The sequence below is a fragment of the Bacteroides sp. genome, from assembly GCA_036351255.1.
Taxonomy (GTDB): Bacteria; Bacteroidota; Bacteroidia; order Bacteroidales; family UBA7960; genus UBA7960.
Genome location: JAZBOS010000094.1, coordinates 72,590 through 92,069 on the forward strand (window position 1 = coordinate 72,590; position 19,480 = coordinate 92,069).

The 19,480-nt window shown below is 46.9% G+C and carries 10 protein-coding genes; 7 read left to right on the forward strand and 3 right to left on the reverse strand.

Annotated elements, in window-relative coordinates:
* Positions 1 to 10 precede the first annotated feature (10 nt).
* From V2I46_09440 to V2I46_09470, 7 genes are all read left to right on the forward strand, one after another.
* Positions 11 to 433 (forward strand): hypothetical protein, encoded by a 423-nt coding sequence (locus V2I46_09440; protein MEE4177720.1) that lies wholly within the window; start codon positions 11 to 13, stop codon positions 431 to 433.
* 307 nt (positions 434 to 740) lie between these two features.
* Complete coding sequence (locus V2I46_09445) at positions 741 to 1,307, forward strand: RNA polymerase sigma factor (GenBank protein ID MEE4177721.1); 567 nt, start codon at positions 741 to 743, stop codon at positions 1,305 to 1,307.
* Positions 1,294 to 2,598, forward strand: a complete 1,305-nt coding sequence (locus tag V2I46_09450; GenBank protein ID MEE4177722.1) for an outer membrane beta-barrel protein — start codon at positions 1,294 to 1,296, stop codon at positions 2,596 to 2,598. The genes V2I46_09445 and V2I46_09450 overlap by 14 nt, the downstream gene beginning before the upstream one ends.
* Before the next feature lie 45 nt (positions 2,599 to 2,643).
* Complete coding sequence (gene corA / locus V2I46_09455; protein ID MEE4177723.1) at positions 2,644 to 3,711, forward strand: magnesium/cobalt transporter CorA; 1,068 nt, start codon at positions 2,644 to 2,646, stop codon at positions 3,709 to 3,711.
* A 73-nt stretch (positions 3,712 to 3,784) separates the two neighbouring features.
* The gene (locus V2I46_09460) at positions 3,785 to 7,927 is read left to right on the forward strand and encodes a CotH kinase family protein (protein ID MEE4177724.1); all 4,143 of its coding nucleotides are present in this window, start codon (positions 3,785 to 3,787) and stop codon (positions 7,925 to 7,927) included.
* A 17-nt stretch (positions 7,928 to 7,944) separates the two neighbouring features.
* Positions 7,945 to 8,790 carry an ATP cone domain-containing protein gene (locus V2I46_09465; GenBank protein MEE4177725.1) on the forward strand — a complete coding sequence of 282 codons (846 nt, stop codon included), beginning with the start codon at positions 7,945 to 7,947 and terminating at the stop codon, positions 8,788 to 8,790.
* Positions 8,791 to 8,851: 61 nt separating this feature from the next.
* Complete coding sequence (locus V2I46_09470) at positions 8,852 to 10,714, forward strand: glycoside hydrolase family 13 protein (GenBank protein MEE4177726.1); 1,863 nt, start codon at positions 8,852 to 8,854, stop codon at positions 10,712 to 10,714.
* Positions 10,715 to 10,716: 2 nt separating this feature from the next.
* Here V2I46_09470 and V2I46_09475 read toward each other — a convergent pair whose 3' ends face one another.
* From V2I46_09475 to V2I46_09485, 3 genes are all read right to left on the reverse strand, one after another.
* Complete coding sequence (locus V2I46_09475; protein MEE4177727.1) at positions 10,717 to 11,484, reverse strand: redoxin domain-containing protein; 768 nt, start codon at positions 11,482 to 11,484, stop codon at positions 10,717 to 10,719.
* Positions 11,485 to 11,789: 305 nt separating this feature from the next.
* On the reverse strand, positions 11,790 to 16,082 hold the full coding sequence (locus V2I46_09480; protein ID MEE4177728.1) for a two-component regulator propeller domain-containing protein: 4,293 nt from the start codon (positions 16,080 to 16,082) through the stop codon (positions 11,790 to 11,792).
* A 602-nt stretch (positions 16,083 to 16,684) separates the two neighbouring features.
* The gene (locus V2I46_09485) at positions 16,685 to 19,396 is read right to left on the reverse strand and encodes a CotH kinase family protein (protein ID MEE4177729.1); all 2,712 of its coding nucleotides are present in this window, start codon (positions 19,394 to 19,396) and stop codon (positions 16,685 to 16,687) included.
* Between the last annotated feature and the right edge of the window lie 84 nt (positions 19,397 to 19,480).

Below are 19,480 nucleotides of genomic sequence, written 5' to 3' on the forward strand. Positions count from 1 at the left end.
AGATATTGTCGTGAAAACAAGGATTGACAAGCTGCGAATACTGATTTTTCTGTCCGGGGTGCTGTTGTTCATGCCCTCGTGCAGCAAGGAGTGGGACTGGTTTGGGAAAGACCCGGAAAGTGATGAGTTTGAGGCTTATATCGTAAGCTTTCATGTGCCCTACAGCCTGCATGCCGGCCAACCGGCCGTGCTGACGGTCACCTATGCCAAGCCCCAGCCCTGCTTCACCCGCACCGGCATCGACACCCACTTGCGGGCCTGGGAGATGGAGGTGGAGGTGTGGCTGAAAAGGGATCATGCCTATGCCTGCCCCGATGTGCTGGTAGAAGAAAGCGCTGAATTTTCGGTGGTTTTTCCCCATCCGGGCATATATACCCTGAAATACAGGGGGGTAGACGGACCTGAAACCCTTGGAATCGAGGTTTTGCAGTAGATGGACTTTTGTTGTTTAAAATGATTTTTTTAACCATGAAAACGATCCCGGTTCAGCAATTTTTTCTTTCACCGGTTTTGGTTTCTTCCTTGAGGTTCCCGCGCCGGCAGTGCGTTTCTTTTGTCCCTGCCGGTTTTCGGGCCTTCCCCGAAAGGGGTTTGTTGAAAACGCACAAAAAGAATACGTTCTTTATTTTTTTGAGGAACCCTTTGAAGGCTCCTGTCCTGTTTATAACATCAAAAAGAAAAGCCGGACCCGTTTTCTCTGAAAATGGAGTTAATTTTGAAAAAAGAAAACCATAGGGCTTTTGACACAAGGAGGTTATACCGAACAGGACATTCTTTCGGGTTGCAGGAAGGGCAAGCGGAAGTTTCAGGAATTGCTCTATCGGCAGTTTTATGCCTTTGGCATGTCGGTATGCCTTCGTTATGCCCTCTCACGTGAGGATGCCATGGAGATCCTGAATGATAGTTTTTACAAGGTGTTCGACAATATTGACAAATACCAGCAGGACCGCCCCTTTAAGACCTGGTTCAGGCGTATCCTGATCAACACCGCCCTCGACCATTACCGGAGCAACAAAAGATTCAGGATTTTCCTTGACGAAGCGGTTGCCGAAATGGAACCGGGCATTGAGCCTGACCTGGAACAAGAACTAAGGGCGGAGGAGATCCTGGATTTGTTTAAAGGCTTGCCCGAGGTGTACCGGGTCATTTTCAACCTCTATGAGGTGGAAGGGTTTAATCACGAGGAAATTGCCGGTTTGCTGGATGTTTCGCCCGGCACCTCACGCTCGCACCTGAGCCGAGCAAAAAAAATGCTCAGGAAATTGTATGTTGAAAGAATTATAGATCAGCGCCATGAAGCCGTTTGATGATCAATTTTCCGACAATGTCCGTAAGGCTTTCGATGACTGGCAGGAAGACATGCCGGCGGAAGCCTGGGCAGGGATGAAAGCACGCCTGGAGCGGGGCGGCAAGGCCCGTGTGGTGCCCTTGTGGCCCTTCCTGACCAAGGCGGCTGGCATTGCCTTGCTGACGGGCTTGTCAATATTCTGGTTTGTGGACTTTCAGCCTGAGCGGGCGGAAATAGCACAATCAGCACAAATTCAGAAGGAAATTCCTAAGGCTTCGGTTCCGGAAGCTGCCGGGGAGGCGTTGGACATTGAGCCTGGTCTTGCTTCTGAGCCACTGACGTCAGAAGGTTCATTGCTGGCGGAAGGGAATAAGCCTGCATACAGGCCTCGTCAGGCTAAAGTGAAGGTGATTGACCTCGCAGGGCCAGCCATTGAGGAAGCGGATGACCTGCCTTCTGAGATCCTGGCGGAGGCTGCAGAGACAGAAGGGGAGGCGCTTGCCGGAACCACCCCTGAAGAGAATGAAGCGGCTGAGGTGCCGACACTGGTTTTGCGACCGCAACACGAAAGGACCGGAGAACAAAATGCTAATCCCCGGGATGCTGCACTGTCCCTTACAGACCCCTCGCATGGCAGGGAAAAGGAAGGTCGCCTGGCCTGGGGAGTCTCGGCAGGTTCGATGCTGGCCTTTGCTGAACAGCGCGTGTCGGATGGGCCAGGATATGCCGCAGGGGTCACCGCCGAATACAGCCTTTCGCCTACAGTTACACTGGCTTCGGGTGGAATGCTTACCTATCATCAGTTTGAGTTGGTAAATTTTTCCCAGTCAGATTTTATGTACGATTATGTTTCGGGCAATTACAGCTCATCCGATGTGAACCTGACCGGCAACAATGAATATGAAATGCTGGCCCTTGAGATCCCCCTGAATGCCCAGTTCAATGTAATGGAAACCAGCAAACGCAGGATGTATGTCAGTACAGGTCTGTCTTCCCTGGTATATCTGCAGCAAAGGTTTTCGGGTACCAACACTGCTTTTTTGGAGCAGTCCTTTTACAATGACGCCACTGGGCAGATGGAATTGCAATACACCACTTCTACCTTCAGCGTAGATGAAAAATACGGAGCGCTGAGCCGTTTTGACTTCGGGCGATTGCTGAATTTTTCGCTGGGTTATGTGATCCTGCGCGAGAACAGCGCCATGGTTATTGAACCCTTTGTCAAACTCCCCATAGGAACCCTTACCAGTCGTGACATCAGCCTGGGGATGGGTGGCATCTCGCTGAAGTATCGTTTTTCGGGCCATTAGACAGAGTCCGTAAAAATTCCGATATTTGCAGGAATCCCTTTCCCTATGGCAAATAACCGGAAAAAGAGGTCGCGTAAAACCGGGTTATCCCCCGGTTCCCTGATCCATATCGGAGAACAAAAGATTGAGTTTCCGCGAATCACCCTGATTCAGTATGACCGGCAAACCTTTACTGAGGGTGAGGCTTCCAGCCTTGAGGAATGTGCCAGTCAAATCAAGGACTATCAAGGGGTTTCGTGGGTTAATATTGACGGGATCCACGAAATGGGCCTGATGGGGAAAGCCGGAGAGTTATTTGGTATTCACCCCCTGACCCTGGAAGACATTGTCAACACAGAACAGCGTCCCAAAGCCGAAGCTTACGACAGTTACCTGTTTTTCTCCCTGAAGATGCTTAGTCCGGGGGAAAAGAATGACGACTTGGCCAGTGAGCAGATCAGCATTTTGCTTGGAGAACGCCTGGTGATCACCTTCCAGGAACGCCCCGGGGATGTGTTTGATCAGGTGCGGGAACGCCTCAGGCAGGGCAAGGGACGCATTCGTACACTGAAGGCCGATTATTTGGCTTATGCTTTGCTGGATGCTTTGGTTGACAGCTATTTTGACCTCCTTGAGCGTCTGGGAGAGGAGATGGAAGACCTGGAAGAGTTGGTGCTGGGGAACCCCAGCAAACAGATGGTGCCCCGTATCCATAACATGAAGCGGCGCGCACTCGTCCTCAGGCGTTCGGTATGGCCCCTGCGCGAACTGGTGAATACCTTTGAGAAAAGCGAATCATCCCTGCTGGAGAAATCTACCCGAATTTATCTTCGCGATGTGTACGACCATACCATACAGATCATTGATGGGGTAGAGGTGTCACGCGAAATTATTTCGGGCCTGATGGACCTTTACCTGAGCAGCCTGAGCAACCGTACCAACGAAGTAATGAAAGTATTGACCATTGTGGCCACCATTTTTATTCCACTTACTTTCTTAGCCGGGGTGTATGGAATGAATTTCAAACATATGCCTGAACTGGCCTGGAAATGGGCTTATCCTGCCGTATGGGGAGTAATGGCCCTTGCAGCCCTGGGGATGCTTTGGTATTTCCGCCGCAAAAAGTGGCTGTAGCGTTTGCCTTTTTTCCCGGGAAATTCCTCCAAAAAATTCCGAAAAAAATTTACCATTAATAATCTGCTTTACCATGAGACCTTTCTTTCCTTACCATAAATTCCTGATATTTCTTTCCTTTTTGCTGGCAGTTGGGGTATTTTCATCCCGGGCCCAGCAAAAGAACAATTTGCGTGTAACTCATTTGACTGGGAAGCCAGTTTTTTCGCAGCCGGCAGGATTTTATTCCTCCGCGTTTGAACTTGGCATGCAAACGGCCCAAACGGGAGAGTATGCTTACACGGTCAGCGCTCCGGGTTATGAAAGCCTTTCAGGGACCGTTACGATCATTGACGAAGACCTTGAAATTCTCATCAATCTGAATGAAGGCAAATCTGTTGACTTAAAAGAAAATGAGTCTGGTTCGCGGGAACTGTTTAGCGTAACCTTCAGGGTGAATACCACCGGATCAAATGTGGTTCCGGGTGATGACGTATATATGAGCGGTACGATGGCAGACCCCATGTGGCCTGAGCCTGGAACTAACCCTGACTTGCTGATGGACGAGGAAGCGGTGGGTTCGGCTTATTATGTGCTGAGCTTTGAACTGGAACCCGGGCAATATGAGTATAAGTATTTTCGAAACGCAGGTTGGGCTGATGGTGAATGGAGCGGCGACCCTAACCGGGTGGTTAATATTGTGGGTGATACGCTGATCAATGATTTGTATGGTGACATCAATCCCCCTGAACCAGAGACTCCCTTGTTTACGGTAACATTTTTCGTTCAGGATGCAGGAGGCCTACCGCTGGAGGACGCTACCATTACCTTTGATGGAATTACTTACGAAGCGGGAGTATATGTAATAGAGGATCTGATGCCAAGGGCCACCATCCGGTATACCACTGATGGCAGCATACCCACGGAAGACAGTCCCTTGTTTGAGGAAAACCTTCAGATTGATAGCCGTGCCGGTGATCCCAACATTATTTCGCTGATTCCCACAAATAATGTGGGTGGCGGCAGTGAGCAATGGTTTCCGCCTGCCGGTGAAATTTTCAAGATTCACACCGTCCGTGCCCGGGCTTTTGCTCCGCGCATGGATCCGGGAGAGACAACCACGGCGACCTATATTGTTGATCCCGAAGGCCCTGCCCGTTTCTCCATGCCTCTGGTGTCCATTGCTGCCCATTATGGTGCCTTCTTTGATCCTGATACCGGGATTTATGTTTATGGGAATTACAGCAACTATTTCCAGGAAGGTGATGAATGGGAGCGGTTGTCGCACGTAGAGTTTTTTGAAGAGGACGGGAACCTTGCCTTTGCCCAGAACCTTGGGGTGCGCACCCACGGGGGTACGACCCGTCAAAGGCCCAGGAAGTCTTTGCGGTTTTATGCGCGATCAGAATATGGGGAATCCTGGGTTGATTATCAATTTTTCCCCGATAAGCCTGTTTTCGAGTTTAAACGTTTTCTGCTGCGTAATAGCGGAAACGACTGGGATCAGGCTATTTTTCGCGATGCCTTTATGCAGTCGCTGTTGAAGGGTGTTACCAAACTTGACCTGCAGTATTCCAGGCCCGTAGTGGTTTTTCTTAACGGAGAATACTGGGGCGTACACAATGTGCGCGATCGCTTTGACAGCCGGTTCATTGAATCGCATTACGGATTGGGTGAGATGGATTATGCCATGCTGGAAAATAATGCAATTCTTGACAACGGCAATCCCGACGGGGTGGCACATTACCAGGAGATGATTCAGTTTCTCCAGAACAACAGCATGAGCAATGCATCTAATTATGCCTCCCTTCAGACTCGAATGGATGTTGAAAGTTTTATCGACCACCAGGTGGCAGAGATCTATTTTATGAATACGGACTGGCCCGGTAACAACCTGCAGTACTGGCGGAAGATGACTCCCTCGTATCAGCCGGATGCTCCTTATGGGCATGATGGCCGCTGGCGATGGATGATCAAGGATACGGACTTTGGTTTTTGGTTAAACTTCGATTATGTTCCCGGGGTGTATGAAGGCCCTGCGCATAACACCCTGGCCTTTGCCCTGGCCCCCAACGGTCCGGGCTGGCCCAATCCGGCCTGGTCAACACTGATCTTCCGAAGGCTTACCGAAAACCAGCAATTCAGGTTTGCCTTGATTAACCGCTTTTGCGACATGATGAACACAGTGTTTCAGGAAGATTATGTGCTGAATAAACTGGAAGAGCACCGTCAGCTTTACTTCCCCGAGATGGAGGAACATATCCATCGCTGGCGGACCCCTTATAACGTAGATCACTGGAATGCCCAGATTAACCGAATGGCCTCCTTTGGTGAGCAGCGCCCGGGCTACCTGAAACAACACCTCAAGGCCCAGTTTGGCCTGGGAGAGATGGCCAATGTAACGGTGAGCTCTTCCAATTTGTTGCAAGGCGGGGTGCGGGTGAACCGTCTGGAACCTGATCAAATCACCAATCCCTGGACAGGTTCCTATTTCAAAAACGTACCCATTGAGGTGGAAGCCGTTGCTCAACCTGGATTCCGCTTCAGCCACTGGGATGGTCTTCCTTCAGAGACCCCTGCCCTGACCACCATTAACCTGACCCAGGATACCTCCATTGTGGCCTGGTTTTCCAATTCCCTGATTCATTACTGGCATTTTAATAACCTGCCGGATGAAACCTTTACCTCCGTTTCTTCTGATTTCTCGCTCAACGATGGAGCCCTGATCACCTACCCCGGTATGGGTGATGGGTATATGGACCGAACGGACGGCACCTTGCTCAACGCGAACATGAATGCTCCTGCAGGATTTGGATTAAGGGTTCGTAACCCTTCAAATACCCGTGAACTGATCATTGCTGCACCCTCAACGGGCTACCGTGAGTTGCAGTTTTCTTTTGCCGTACACCGAACCAATAACGGCGCACAGGAAGAGGAATTTTATTATTCAACTGATGGTGGAGAAAGCTGGAACCAGGTTGGAACAGCCTATGACATTTTTCTGGATTATACAGTGAAGCATTTTGACCTTAGCAATATTGAGGAGGTTAACGATAATCCACAATTACAGTTCCGGATCCTCTTTACCGGCGAGGCGGCAGCCGGCATAGAAGGCAATAACCGTTTCGACAACATTGCCCTGACTGGGGTGGCGGCCGCCCTGACACTGGATATCACCAACCCACCAGCTGCAGTCCTAAATGAATACTATCCCGGGCATACCTTCAATGTCTCGGGTGGGGTTCCTCCTTTCTCGTTTTCGGTAACTGAGGGCTCCTTACCCGAGGGGATGAGCCTTGCCGGGAATGGAGTGCTAGCTGGTATGCCTTCCGAAAGCGGGAACTTCCAGTTTACAGTGATGGTTACCGATCAGGAGGGTAGCAGTGATTCTCATTCCTACTTAATGGTGGTGGAAGACAAAGCCTTGATCCATTACTGGCATTTCAACAATCTGCCTGACGAGGTTTTTACGCAGGTGACGGCTGATGTCTCTTTGGTTGGGAATGGTTTGATTACCTATCCGGGCACAGGTGACGGCTATATGGACCAGACCGACGGCAGCCTGCTGAATGGCCGCCTGAACCAACCTGCGGGATATGGCCTTCGGGTGCGGAATCCATCCAATACCCGGGAGCTTATCCTGGCTGCCCCTTCCACGGGATACCGCGACCTGGTGCTTACTTTTGCCGTACACCGTACCAATAATGGTGCCCAGGAAGAGCAGCTTTATTATTCGGCCGATGGGGGTAGCAACTGGATTGCCTTGGGTGACGCATACAATATTCAACTCAATTATGAAATTAAAACCTTTGATCTGAGCGGTATTGCAGCAGTCAATAATAACCCAACCCTGCGTTTTCGGATTTTGTTTACCGACGAGGCAGCTGCCGGCATTGAAGGCAACAACCGTTTTGACAACATTACCCTGGAAGGGCATTCGTTATCGGTAGGTATTGATGAGACAGGGCAGCTACCGATTGCACCCCGCAACTATCCCAATCCCTTCCGGGAACAGACGGTGATCCCCCTTGAGATTAAGGAGGCAGGGCAGGTTATAGTGCGTGTTTACGACAGCAATGGAAGGGTGATAACAACCCTTCTGGATCAGCACATGGAGCCGGGGCGTCACGATTTGCGATTTAATGCATTTGGTTTGCCCGAAGGCGTGTATATTTACAGGATCATTACCGGGAAATATGCGATTTCGCAAATCATGCTCAAGATGCAGGATCGTTAACTACTAACTGTTTTTTTATGTCTGAAGAAATTATTGTAAAGAAGCATTCAGGAGAGAAGGAACTCTTTTCACGAGAAAAACTAAATCATTCCTTAAAACGTTCGGGTGCCAGCCAAGAAGTCATCGAACGGGTTTATGAGCAGTTGAAGGGACAGATGTATGATGGGATAACCACCTCGCAGATCTATAAAAGAGCCTTTCAGATTCTGCGAAAACTGAAGCGTAGCACAGCTGCCCGTTATAGTCTTCGTAAGGCCATTATGGAAATGGGGCCCTCGGGTTATCCCTTTGAGCGTTTGGTAGGAGCTGTCATTGGCACCCTTGGTTATGAGACCCTGGTGAGCCAGATCGTCCAAGGGCAATGTGTCTCGCACGAACTGGATGTGGTAGCACGGAATAAGCAAGAGCTTTTTATGGTAGAGTGCAAGTTTTACAACAGCCAGGGTAAGCATTGCAATGTGCAGGTGCCATTGTATATCCATTCCCGTTTCAATGATGTGAAAAAGACCTGGGAAAAGAACCCTTCAAACAATGGACTTCGATTTTCAGGCTGGGTGGTTACCAATACGCGCTTTACCGAAGACGCCATTGATTATGGAAAGTGTGCAGGATTGACTTTGATAGGTTGGGATTACCCGCAAGAGAGAAGTTTAAGGGACTTAATTGAAGGATCTGGTTTGTTCCCCATCACCGTCTTGACCACCCTTACACGCAAACAGAAAGATATATTGCTGGATAACGAGGTGGTGTTGTGCCAGCAATTGCTTGAGAAACCCGTTGCTTTTGGAAAGCTGGGACTGGATTTGAAAAAACAGCAAAAGGTGCTCGATGAAGCGCGGGACCTTGTTGAGAAAAAATTCTGAAAGCATTCGTTACACTATTGGATCGTTCCTTGAAAGAAAATTAAAAAACCCTAACAAATCAATGAAAACCCAGAAAATTAACTTGTATTTTACTTGTCTGTTGCTTTTCACCGCCCTAATGCCGGTGATGACAATTGCTCAAGCCGCCCCCGAACGCGTTGAGCCCCCTTTCTGGTGGGCCGGGATGTATCATACAGAACTTCAGGTGATGGTTTACGGCCCGGATATTGGCATGACCCGGGTTGAACTCAGTGGCTCAGAGGTGAGCCTCAAGGAGGTTGTGGCCGTTGAGAATTCAAATTACCTGTTTGTTTTTCTTGATCTTTCCAGCGCCAGCCCGGGTGTGGTCAGGATGGACTTTTTCAATGATCACGGATTGCAGTACACCTACAATTATGAGTTGCGTGAGCGTGAGGAGGATTCCAGATATCGCGAGGGATTTAATGCCTCTGATGTCATTTATCTTTTGATGCCCGACCGGTTCTCAAACGGAGACCCTTCCAATGATGAAGTCCCCGGAATGCTGGAAAAGGCCGACAGGCGTGATCCCGATGCCCGTCATGGAGGGGATATACAGGGCATCATCAATCACCTGGACTATATCAGCGACCTTGGGTTCACTTCGCTCTGGATCAATCCTTTGCTTGAGAACAACCAGCCTAGGTATTCCTACCACGGTTATGCTACCACCGATTATTACAGGATTGATCCCAGGTTTGGCACCAATGAGGACTATAGACGGCTGGTGCAGCTTGCGGAAGAAAGGGGACTGAAGGTCATTAAGGATATGATCTTTAACCATTGCGGGCATTACCATTGGTGGATGAATGATCTGCCTTCATCCGACTGGCTTAACCAATGGCCAGCATTTACACGTACCTCTTACCGGATGACCACGCTGGTAGATCCTTATGTTGCCTGGAGTGATCACAAGCGTATGACCGACGGCTGGTTTGACCACAATATGCCCGATCTGAATCAGCGCAACCGCCTGCTGGCAACTTACCTGATCCAGAATAGCGTTTGGTGGATCGAATATGCCGGACTAAAGGGCATCCGAAAAGATACCCAGCCCTACTCAGATAAGTTTTTTATGTCGGACTGGGCTCGTTATGTGATGGATGAGTATCCCTATTTTAACATCGTGGGGGAGTCATGGATGGGCATCCCGGCTATGATTAGCTATTTCCAGGGTGGAAAAACGAATCACGATGGTTATGACTCGAACATCCCCAGTGTATTTGATTTTTCGCTTTACGATGAGATAGGGCTTGCCTTTGAGGAAGGCAGGGGGTGGGCCAGCGGAATGATGCGGCTGTATAACTCACTTGCCATGGACTTCTTGTATGCCAACCCATACAACCTGGTTATCTTTGGTGACAACCACGATACCGATCGTTTTTTCTCAAGGGTAGGTGAAGATTTTCGCAACCAAAAGATGGCCATTACGTTTCTATTGACCACAAGGGGTATTCCTCAGATATATACAGGGACAGAGCTGTTAAAAGCAGCCCTGGAACACGATGGCCACGGCCCAATGCGCTCTGATTTCCCGGGCGGTTGGCCTGGTGACCCGGTGATTGCTTTTACCCGCGAAGGCCGGACACCTCAGCAAAATGAGATGGTAGACCATATCCGAACCTTGCTAGAGTTTCGCAAGGAGAATCCGGTTCTCCATTTTGGTTGGTTAAAGCATTTTGTTCCGGAAAACGACGTTTATGTCTATTTCAGGTATGATGATGAAGCCCGAGTGATGATCGTAATGAATAACAATGAAGAAGCAGTAGATTTAAGCCTTGAAAGATACCGGGAAGGTTGGGATGGCGCCGCTGAAGCAGTGGAAGTGCTTACCGGAAAACGGTATACATCCTTTGAACATTGGACCATCCCGGCAAAATCTGCCGAGATCTTCGAGTTATTCTGAAATTATTCCACGGTTGTTTGTTCTTCTAACGGATACCCCTTTGGTTCAAAGGAATAGGTCATAAACCAGTTATACTGGAAATACAGGGAGTTTTCTTCATGTAAATATTCCTCCATCACAGGGGTGGTAAAGGGTATCATGACAGGATCGCCAGGTTCCCAGTTTGCAGGTGTCATAACATTGAAATCATCATCGGTTTTCTGCAAGGCCATCAGGGTTCGTTTGATCTCATCCATGTTTCTCCCTGTTTCAGCAGGATAGAAATACATCGCCCTGACTTTATTATCCCGGTCAATTAAGAAAACGCCGCGGATGTTTTTCCCCCGTTTGGCTTCCGGGTGGGTCATTCCGTACAAATCAGTAATTACATAAGCCTCATCTTCCACAAGGGGGAAATTGATCTTTACGGGTGGGCGGTTTCTGAACGGCACTTCTTCAAGGGCTTCCTTCCACAAAAAATGGGATTCCAGCGCATCGGTCGATACAACAACCAGCTTTGCGCCAAGCATCTCAAAATCTCTCTGTAAATATGCCAGCTCTAATATTTCAGAAGAGCAGACAGGGGTAAAATCACGCGGATGTGCCAGTAGAATTTTCCAATTGCGGCCATAATCTTCAGGAAAATGGAGGGTCCCATGCGTTGTTTCGGCAACAAAGGAAGGTGCTGGATCCCCAATTAAGGGGATGGAACTTCTGGATGGGTTGGAGGCAAAGGCTGTATTAAAAGTAATAAAAAGCAAAATGAACGTAAACAAAATGATCCTTTTCATGGTGTATATAGTTTTAAGAAAAACAAAATTGACTTTTGATTGGCAAACTTACAATTTCAGGCCATGGGATGGGTAGGAAAATTTGGGATTATTATGGTAAATTTTCCTCTGAAGAAAAATTACCAGTAAATGCAAAAAAAATCCAGCGCATGATGGCACAGGATTCAAAATGGAGATATGATGGAACTCAAGGTTGTGGTTTAACCTTTCTCCAGTTGCATTCGTATAGGTTTCTTATGCGCAAAAATAAAGTGCCCAATTAGGAATGGATAATAAAAATCTTGCAAAGGGTGCTGTTTTTCTTGTTAATCAGGTTTTTTTCTCACCTCAGAAGGCAGATTACCGAAGAAGGCCTTATATGATTTAGAAAAATAACCAGGATCATCATATCCGACCATATAGGCAATTTCGGCAATGGTGCCTGCATCTTTTTCCAGCAACTCCTTTGCCCGATGCATCTTAATGGAACGGACAAAGTGGTTGGTGGTTTGATTGACCAGGGCTTTTAGTTTTCGGTGCAGTTGTGATTGACTCATTCCAACATCCCGGCTAAGATCTTCAATGGAATACTTTATATTGGCAATGTTATCTTCAACTACTTTTATCAGGTTTTCCATAAAGACCTGGTCGCGTGGGGTTACTGAAATTTCTCGTGGCTTTATTATGGCATTGCTGCTGAATTTAAGGCGGAGCATTTGCCTGTTTTCAATCAGATTGTTTACCCTGGCCAGCAATTCCCTTGGGTTGAAAGGCTTGGTAAGGTAATCATCTGCACCGGTTTCCAGGCCCTGTATCTTTTCATCTTGTCCTGAAAGCGCCGTAAGGAGTATGATCGGTATATGACTGGTTTTGATGTCGTTTTTTAATTCCTTGCAAAATTCAAACCCATCCATTCCTGGCATCATTATGTCACAAATAATCAGGTCGGGAATCATATCCATTGCCAATTTTTGACCCTCCAGGGCATTGGATGCTTCCTCAACCAGATAGTTTGTTTTGAGATTTTGGCTGATATAATCCCGTACTTCAGCATGATCATCCACAACGAGGATCAGCGTTTGGTCTGTACCATTCACGGCGGATAGTTCAGGTTCTTCCGGAATAACCTGTTGCTGCTGATGAGTAGTGCTTTTATTTTCAGATTTGAGTGGTTGGGATGTTTCGTTTAGAATTTGGTTTTCTAGAAAATGCTCTTTGCCAATGGGGAATCTTAAAACAAAAGTGGTTCCTTGGGCAGGCTTGCTTTTTGCAATAATTTGCCCATGGTGTACTCTGACGAGTTCCTTTACAAAGGCAAGGCCAATTCCGGAACCTTCGTAAACTCTTTGGGGTGAAGCATCGGCCTGGTAAAACCGATCAAAAATAAAAGGAAGTTTCTCTTCATGAATTCCTATTCCTGTATCCTTCAAGAGGATTTCGATCATGTGATCCTTGCCTCTGAGCGTTTTAATACAGGCTCGCAGGTTCACTTCACCGCCATCAGGGGTGAATTTGAATGCGTTGGAAATCAAGTTGTTGATTATTTTTTCCAGAATATCACGATCAAAGTAAAACTTCTCTCTGAATGATTGCCTGTCAATTTTCGGATCGAAATCGAAATGAAGTTTAATATTTTTTTGTTCTGCTTTGGAAGCGAATGATATTAATAAACCTTTAAGAAAGCCAATCAGATCACCGCGCGAAGCTTTTACCTCATAATTGCCGCTTTCGAGTTTAGAGAGATCTAAAAGTTGGTTCACCAGGTTGAGAAGCCTGCCCGCATTAGCATGCATTACTGAAAAGGTTTTTTGCTTTTTCGGGTCCTGATCCTCCTCCAGCATTTGCTCGACCGGGCCCATGATCAGTGTAAGCGGTGTGCGGAATTCATGGGAAATGTTGGCAAAAAACTCCGACTTCATGTGGTCAATTTCTTTCAGCTTTTCTTTTTCCATCTCAATAAGGCGCATGCGGTTCCTGAGGCGGAAACGGGTCTTTTCATACTCTCTAAGGCCCGCCAGAGCCCCTACAGCCAGCAAAAAGTAAATGACCAAAACCCATTGCCTTTTCCACCAAGGGGGCAATATGGTAATTTTCAGGGCTGCTTCATGTTTGCTCCAAATACCGTCATTGTTGGTTCCCCTGACCCTAAAGTAATAAGTGCCGGGCTTCATATCTGTAAAGGTCACGGTTCTATAATGGCCGATTGGTATCCAGTTTTCAGAAAGCGTTGTTATACTGTAAGAATAAATATTTTTCTGGGATTCAGCAAAATCGAGACTCGCAAATTCAATGGAAAAGTGATTTTCATAATGCTTGAGAACCAACTCGGGTGACTCATCGAAAATGCTATGATATCTCTCCCTATTTGTTTCATCCCCTGCATTCAGTAATTTAAATCCGGTTATCATTATTGACGCCATGAATGATTTTTTCCTAATACTCTCAGGAAAAAAAGAATTATAACCGTTTATGCCCCCAAAGAAAAATTCACCCGACTGGTTTTTGTAAAATGCCCCACTGTTGAATTCGTTACTTTGGAGACCGTCAGAGACTGTATAATTGAAAAATGTTTGCTCTGCCACATTGAATTTAGATAAACCCTTGTTGGTGCTTAGCCAGAAATTGCCACCTTCATCAGCCAGCATACCATAAACCATGTTGTTTGCCAATCCTTGTTCTTCAGAAAAGTTGGTGAAGACTTTTCTGTTTTTATCAAATCTTGCTATTCCTCCACCCCCGGTTGCCAGCCACAAGATACTGTCTGGCAAGAAAGGATCCCGAAGAATAGCTCTTACATTATTGAAGGGAAGGCTTTCGGGATTTGAAGGGTCATTAATATATGTCGTAATTTTTTTTGATTCAAATTCTATTAAATGAAAACCATGATGCGTACCTACCCAGAAACAATCATTTTCTTGCTGAAGCAGGTTAGGAAAAGAATGTTCACGGTAGGCGCTTAAGGGATCGTTATTATATCTAAGATGGTCGAATTCTCCTGTTTGTTTGTTAAATAAGGCCAGACTGTACGGGGTTAATACCCAAATTTGCTCAGCCCTCACCAACACCTTTGCCACCCGGGGGTCATCATTCTCCACATTGGGTTCTGAAACAAAAGGATTTTCTCTATGCCAGGCTGGGTAAACAATATAGGACTCATTGATGGGGTTAAAGCGAATGAGTCCAGCGCTGGAAGCCAACCAAAGGACGTCCTCTTTACCCTGATCGATTGAATATACAACCATTTGTGGGTTATACTCTGATTTTAGCAGGACTTCTCTAAGTTCAGATTCTGCCCGATTTACTCTATAAAACCCTTCATTCGCTCCAATCCAAAGGATGCCATCATTTGTTTCATAAAAGGATCGTATACTTAAATCACGGCTGCTTAGAATTATACCGTCTTTTGTATTGCCAGTATTGTCAGGGTAGGAAAATTTAAGTTTAAAGGGGTCATATAGCGCAATTCCATACCCATTGCTTCCCAGCCAAAGCGTTCCTGCCTTGTCTTCTAAAATGCTGATAATTTGACCTTTAGGTAACCGGGATTCCTCATGTCCTTCAGCCGATAGATTTTCATGCAAACCTGTTTCTGGGTAGTATATAAATAATGCCTTTTCCGTACTTAACCAAAACTCTTGCCGGTCTTTGTTTTGAAAATATTCGGCTGCCAAAGGGTTGTAGGTAATACCTTCTTCTATGTTAATACTGTAATCTGATAAAACTTGCCTGAATGCTTCTGTGGATTCATCATACTGAAACAATCCTAATCTGCTCAGCATCCATATTTTCTTTTTTGCATCCTGAAAAATGATTATTCTCCCTTCCTTATTGTGTAGTTCTCTGTGGAATTTGTTTCTGGATGAATTAATCAGCCTAACAGGGATTTCTTTTGGAACAGGATTACTGGTTTGAGTGTTTAACTTAAAAATACTATTTGCCGAGCCTACCCACAACATTTCATCATTATCAACCAAAAGGCTGGTAACGCCTGCTTGATCTGACAAACCTTCATTGGCTGAATTCTGCCCAAAACGGGTTATAATTATTTCTTCCGGGGAAGAAAAGATGTCATTGGTTTTGAAAGAAATTTTATTCAAGCCCCCCTGGCTAGTTCCAACCCATATATTCCCTTGTGAATCATCCGTTATTGAAAGGATATAATCGGAACTAATTGAGTTGTTATTCTCAGGGTCATGCGTAAAACGAATGAACTTGCCTGTTGACCTATGATAAAGATTTAATCCTTTTGAGAAGGTTCCAATCCACAATCGACCTTGACTGTCACAGAATATGGATATTATATGGTTTTCTGAAATCGAATTCGGGTCAAAAGGGTCGTGTTTGAATATGGTGAATTTATAACCATCATACATGTTTAGCCCGTCTTTGGTTCCAATCCATACGAATCCCTTCTGATCCTGGGTGATGTCAGAGATCAGGTTTTGCGAAAGCCCCTCATTGATGGTCAGGTGCCTGAATCGGGCGCTGGCATAATGGTCGATGTAGGACCTGCTGTCCTGCTCACCAAGTGTTTGCAGGGTAAGAAGAAATAAGAAGGAGAAAAATGCAGGGTAAAATATTTTGCTCTGCAATTTCCCTAACAAAGCCTCTATGCTCATTTTTACTGGTTGTTTTGAATATTCCGGTGTGCAGAAAAGCCGGTTTGTCTTCAGAAAATTTACTTATACCTTATTAAATGTACGAATAATCTGCCGTTAACCAAAGAATAAATGAAACAAAAGTTTAAGGCGTTTTAAAAGAAAGCATAACTCTAAGCAGCCGTGATTGAAGGCAGGCGGTTGTTTTGTACCTAAAACAGCTGCCAGGTTAATCCTGCCCTTACCCCCAGGATCCCCTGTAACTTCAAAATCCATTAAAAAGAGTACCCGGAAGTTTTTCAAGAAAGAATTTGATTTTTATCTGACACGTAGTTTAAACGTAGTTAACACGTAGTTCAGACGTGCAAAACCGAATAAACTACGTCTTAACTACGTGTTAACTACGTGTTAACTACGTCTGAATTTACAGGAAGAACCGACCTGGTAGCTATCTTCTTGCTGTGATTTCCCCTCAATTTTCCTGGTAGAACCTAGTCGGGGAGCACAACAATCAGAATTGCAGCGTTTTGGACTTTAAATTATTGGGAACGGGGTTCCCCTTCCGGGGAACAGGAAAAACCTGCTTTAAACCAATATAGGTTTATTAAAGGTTTAACGATTCATTAAAGCTTTAGCAACCTTGCTGAGCGGATTTCTTTTGCGTGGGTGAGCCTGATATAATAGATTCCAGGGCTCAGATGGGAAAGGTCAAGTTCCATCTCGCTTCCGGGGTGTTTTAATTCCTTGGCGAGGACAACGATGCCGAAGGAGCTCAGGACTTGTAGCTGGAAACTCCCGGTAGTATATGGAAGCCTGATAAACAGTCTGTTGGTGGCCGGATTCGGGAAGATGGTCAGCTGGGTTTCTGACAGGGCCGGGGCGGAGGTGTCGTCCACTTCAAAAACTGCTGTAAGCGACAGGTCTTCCGTGGCACTGACATACAGGGGATTCTCAAAAAACGCTTCTTCTTGCTGGTTCACCCATTTTTGCAAGCGGTAACCCTGTTTCGGGATGGCTGTCAGGGGTATGGGCACCCCGCTGAAATACTTACCTGTCCAAGGGTAGCCTTCAAAACCTGGCAAAAGAGGATTAGAAGCATCGAGGTGCAGGCGATTGATTTTGATGCTACCCTGAGCTTCATCGTTTACATCCAAGGTCAGGGAGAAGGTGCCGGGAAGTTCAAAGTAATTGATAAGGTGTGATTGCAGGAACCCTGGGCGAAGGGTGGCAAAGTTCGCCATCCGGTTCAGGTTAACGTGCCACTCGTTGAGGGTATTGGCAGGATATCCCCAGCGGGCGATATGCTTTTCTATTTCAGGTTCAATGGCTGCACTGGTTTCATCGAGGAATGCAAGCATATGTTCGGTAAGGAAGACCGTATTGAGCAGGTCGCCAAAGCGGTTGATGAAACCGTATTTGAAGGACTCATTTTGGAGTAGGTTGCGGATCAGGAAGGTGGACCAGGGAAGGTTTTGGGGCCATACGCCTCCTACCGGATCGGTCACATAGGAGATCATGTCGAAATCGTAATTGTATGCTCCGCTCCATCCAAATCCGAAATCCAGATCATTGAGCGCCCAGTGCCAGCGCCCATCATTGCCAAAGGGGGCATCCGGGTTGTAGGTGGTTTGCCGCCGGAAATATTTCAGGTTATGCCCCGGCCAGTCGATGTTACCCACAAAAATGTTGATAATGTTGTAATCGGTGAAATTCTCCACATTCATCTGGGTGTTGATGTATGCATAGGCCTCCGGGTCTGAGAGGGGGTTTTCGTCAATAAAGTCCATCATATTGCCATAATGGGCCCAGCTTCCTTCTACCACCACCATGTTGTTTTCCAGCAGGTCGAGTTTATCTTCAGGGATGCCATATTTACGCAGGAAATAATACTTGTCGTAACGTTCGCGCAGGTTTTGAATGCCCCAGTATTCCCCATTCAGGTATAGGATGGCAGGTCGGTAATCCTGTATAGGCACCCCGATGGGTTCCACCAATTTTTCCATAAATCCATCACGCAACTGTGTGCCGGGGCCGAAAAAGTCTTGCCCTGCACTCCGCAACAGGATGCGCTTGTATTGGCTGTGGTCTTGATTTGGGAAAAAGGGATGGTTCAGGTAATCACTGCCATATCCTCCCCGGGCATAAATGCGCAGTGACTTTTGAGGCAATGCCCTGGTGCCCCCGCCGTGAATGCGTACCCCAACGTTTTCGGAAATGACTTCCTCTCCGCTTTCAAAAAAGCTGAAATAAGAAGGAACCTCCCAAAGCTCACCGGTACGGAAGTAATTGGCATTAGGCATCCCGTACCAGTTTTCGCCATAGCCATAAGTTTCATAGTCAATGCCAGGGATATAAATTCCATTGGTGTGGTTGAAAAGATTAAAGGTATCCATTGCAATGCTGGCTACCGGAAGGGCAGGTGGCTCCATATCAATAAAATAGGTACCGGTGGCCGGGGGAGGGGTGAAGTATCCCTCGCGGAAAGCTGCAGCCCTGACCACAGTGGCCTTCTCCGGCAAAAGAGAGGGAGTCTTCCACCCAAACTCAAGCGGGTCGGTTTCGGGTGGATTAGTCCGTATCATATTGATTCCCTGATTATTGCTTGTTTGATGAACCAGGGTAATGGGGCCTTCATAGGGAATGGATTCAAGCGTGGGGATGGTCCCGTCCAGGGTATAAAAGATCGCGGCTTCCGGGTCGGGATGACTGATCACCAGGCCTTGTTCTTCAGTATAAAATCCTGAGGAAAGGCTTAGCTGGGGCACCTCCAGGATGTCTTCAAACCCCTGCTGGCTGTTGGGAGCACCGGGTGTGGGGATGTCGAAGAATACCAGCGTACCCGAGGCATCCGGGAAATGCCCGAATGATATGTCACTGCCCATAGGGGTGGGGGGTATCTCAGAAATGCGGGTGCCATTGGGATGGGTCAGGATCACTTCTTCACCATCTGCACTGATGGCGTAACTGGTGTGCAGGGGCTCCTCAGGATTGTTGCGATCCTTGTTGGACGCCCAGATGATCATGTACTGGCCCGGGCCTATGGTGACAGCCGGAAAAACCCATTTAAAAGCGTTGTCGTAGTTATCCGACAAACCATATCCTTCAAGAATTAAGGGCGTTTCTCCTGCATTATGCAATTCGATCCAGTCGCTATAATCCCCATCATTGTCGGCAATGGTAGTCTGGTTTGAGGCCATGATCTCGTTGATCACCACGTTCTGGGCCAGGCTTGGCAGGGTAAAGGCCTGGTATATTAAAATTAACAGCAGGACCTTTCCCCATGAAGCGGGTTGCCTCAGATGATTTGTCCGGAAAAGCAATTTTTGAAAAAGCATGACCGCTAGGTTTTTTATTACCGGTTAAACATTCAAAGTAAGGGATTTTTTTCGTCTTATTTCAGGGGGTTTCACTTAATATTT

Coding starts and splice junctions, on each gene's coding strand:
- V2I46_09480 (MEE4177728.1), bottom strand. CDS start 16,082: ATGAGCATAGAGGCTTTGTTAGGGAAATTGCAGAGCAAAATATTTTAC.
- corA (MEE4177723.1), top strand. CDS start 2,644: ATGGCAAATAACCGGAAAAAGAGGTCGCGTAAAACCGGGTTATCCCCC.
- V2I46_09470 (MEE4177726.1), top strand. CDS start 8,852: ATGAAAACCCAGAAAATTAACTTGTATTTTACTTGTCTGTTGCTTTTC.
- V2I46_09485 (MEE4177729.1), bottom strand. CDS start 19,396: ATGCTTTTTCAAAAATTGCTTTTCCGGACAAATCATCTGAGGCAACCC.
- V2I46_09460 (MEE4177724.1), top strand. CDS start 3,785: ATGAGACCTTTCTTTCCTTACCATAAATTCCTGATATTTCTTTCCTTT.
- V2I46_09465 (MEE4177725.1), top strand. CDS start 7,945: ATGTCTGAAGAAATTATTGTAAAGAAGCATTCAGGAGAGAAGGAACTC.
- V2I46_09475 (MEE4177727.1), bottom strand. CDS start 11,484: ATGAAAAGGATCATTTTGTTTACGTTCATTTTGCTTTTTATTACTTTT.
- V2I46_09450 (MEE4177722.1), top strand. CDS start 1,294: ATGAAGCCGTTTGATGATCAATTTTCCGACAATGTCCGTAAGGCTTTC.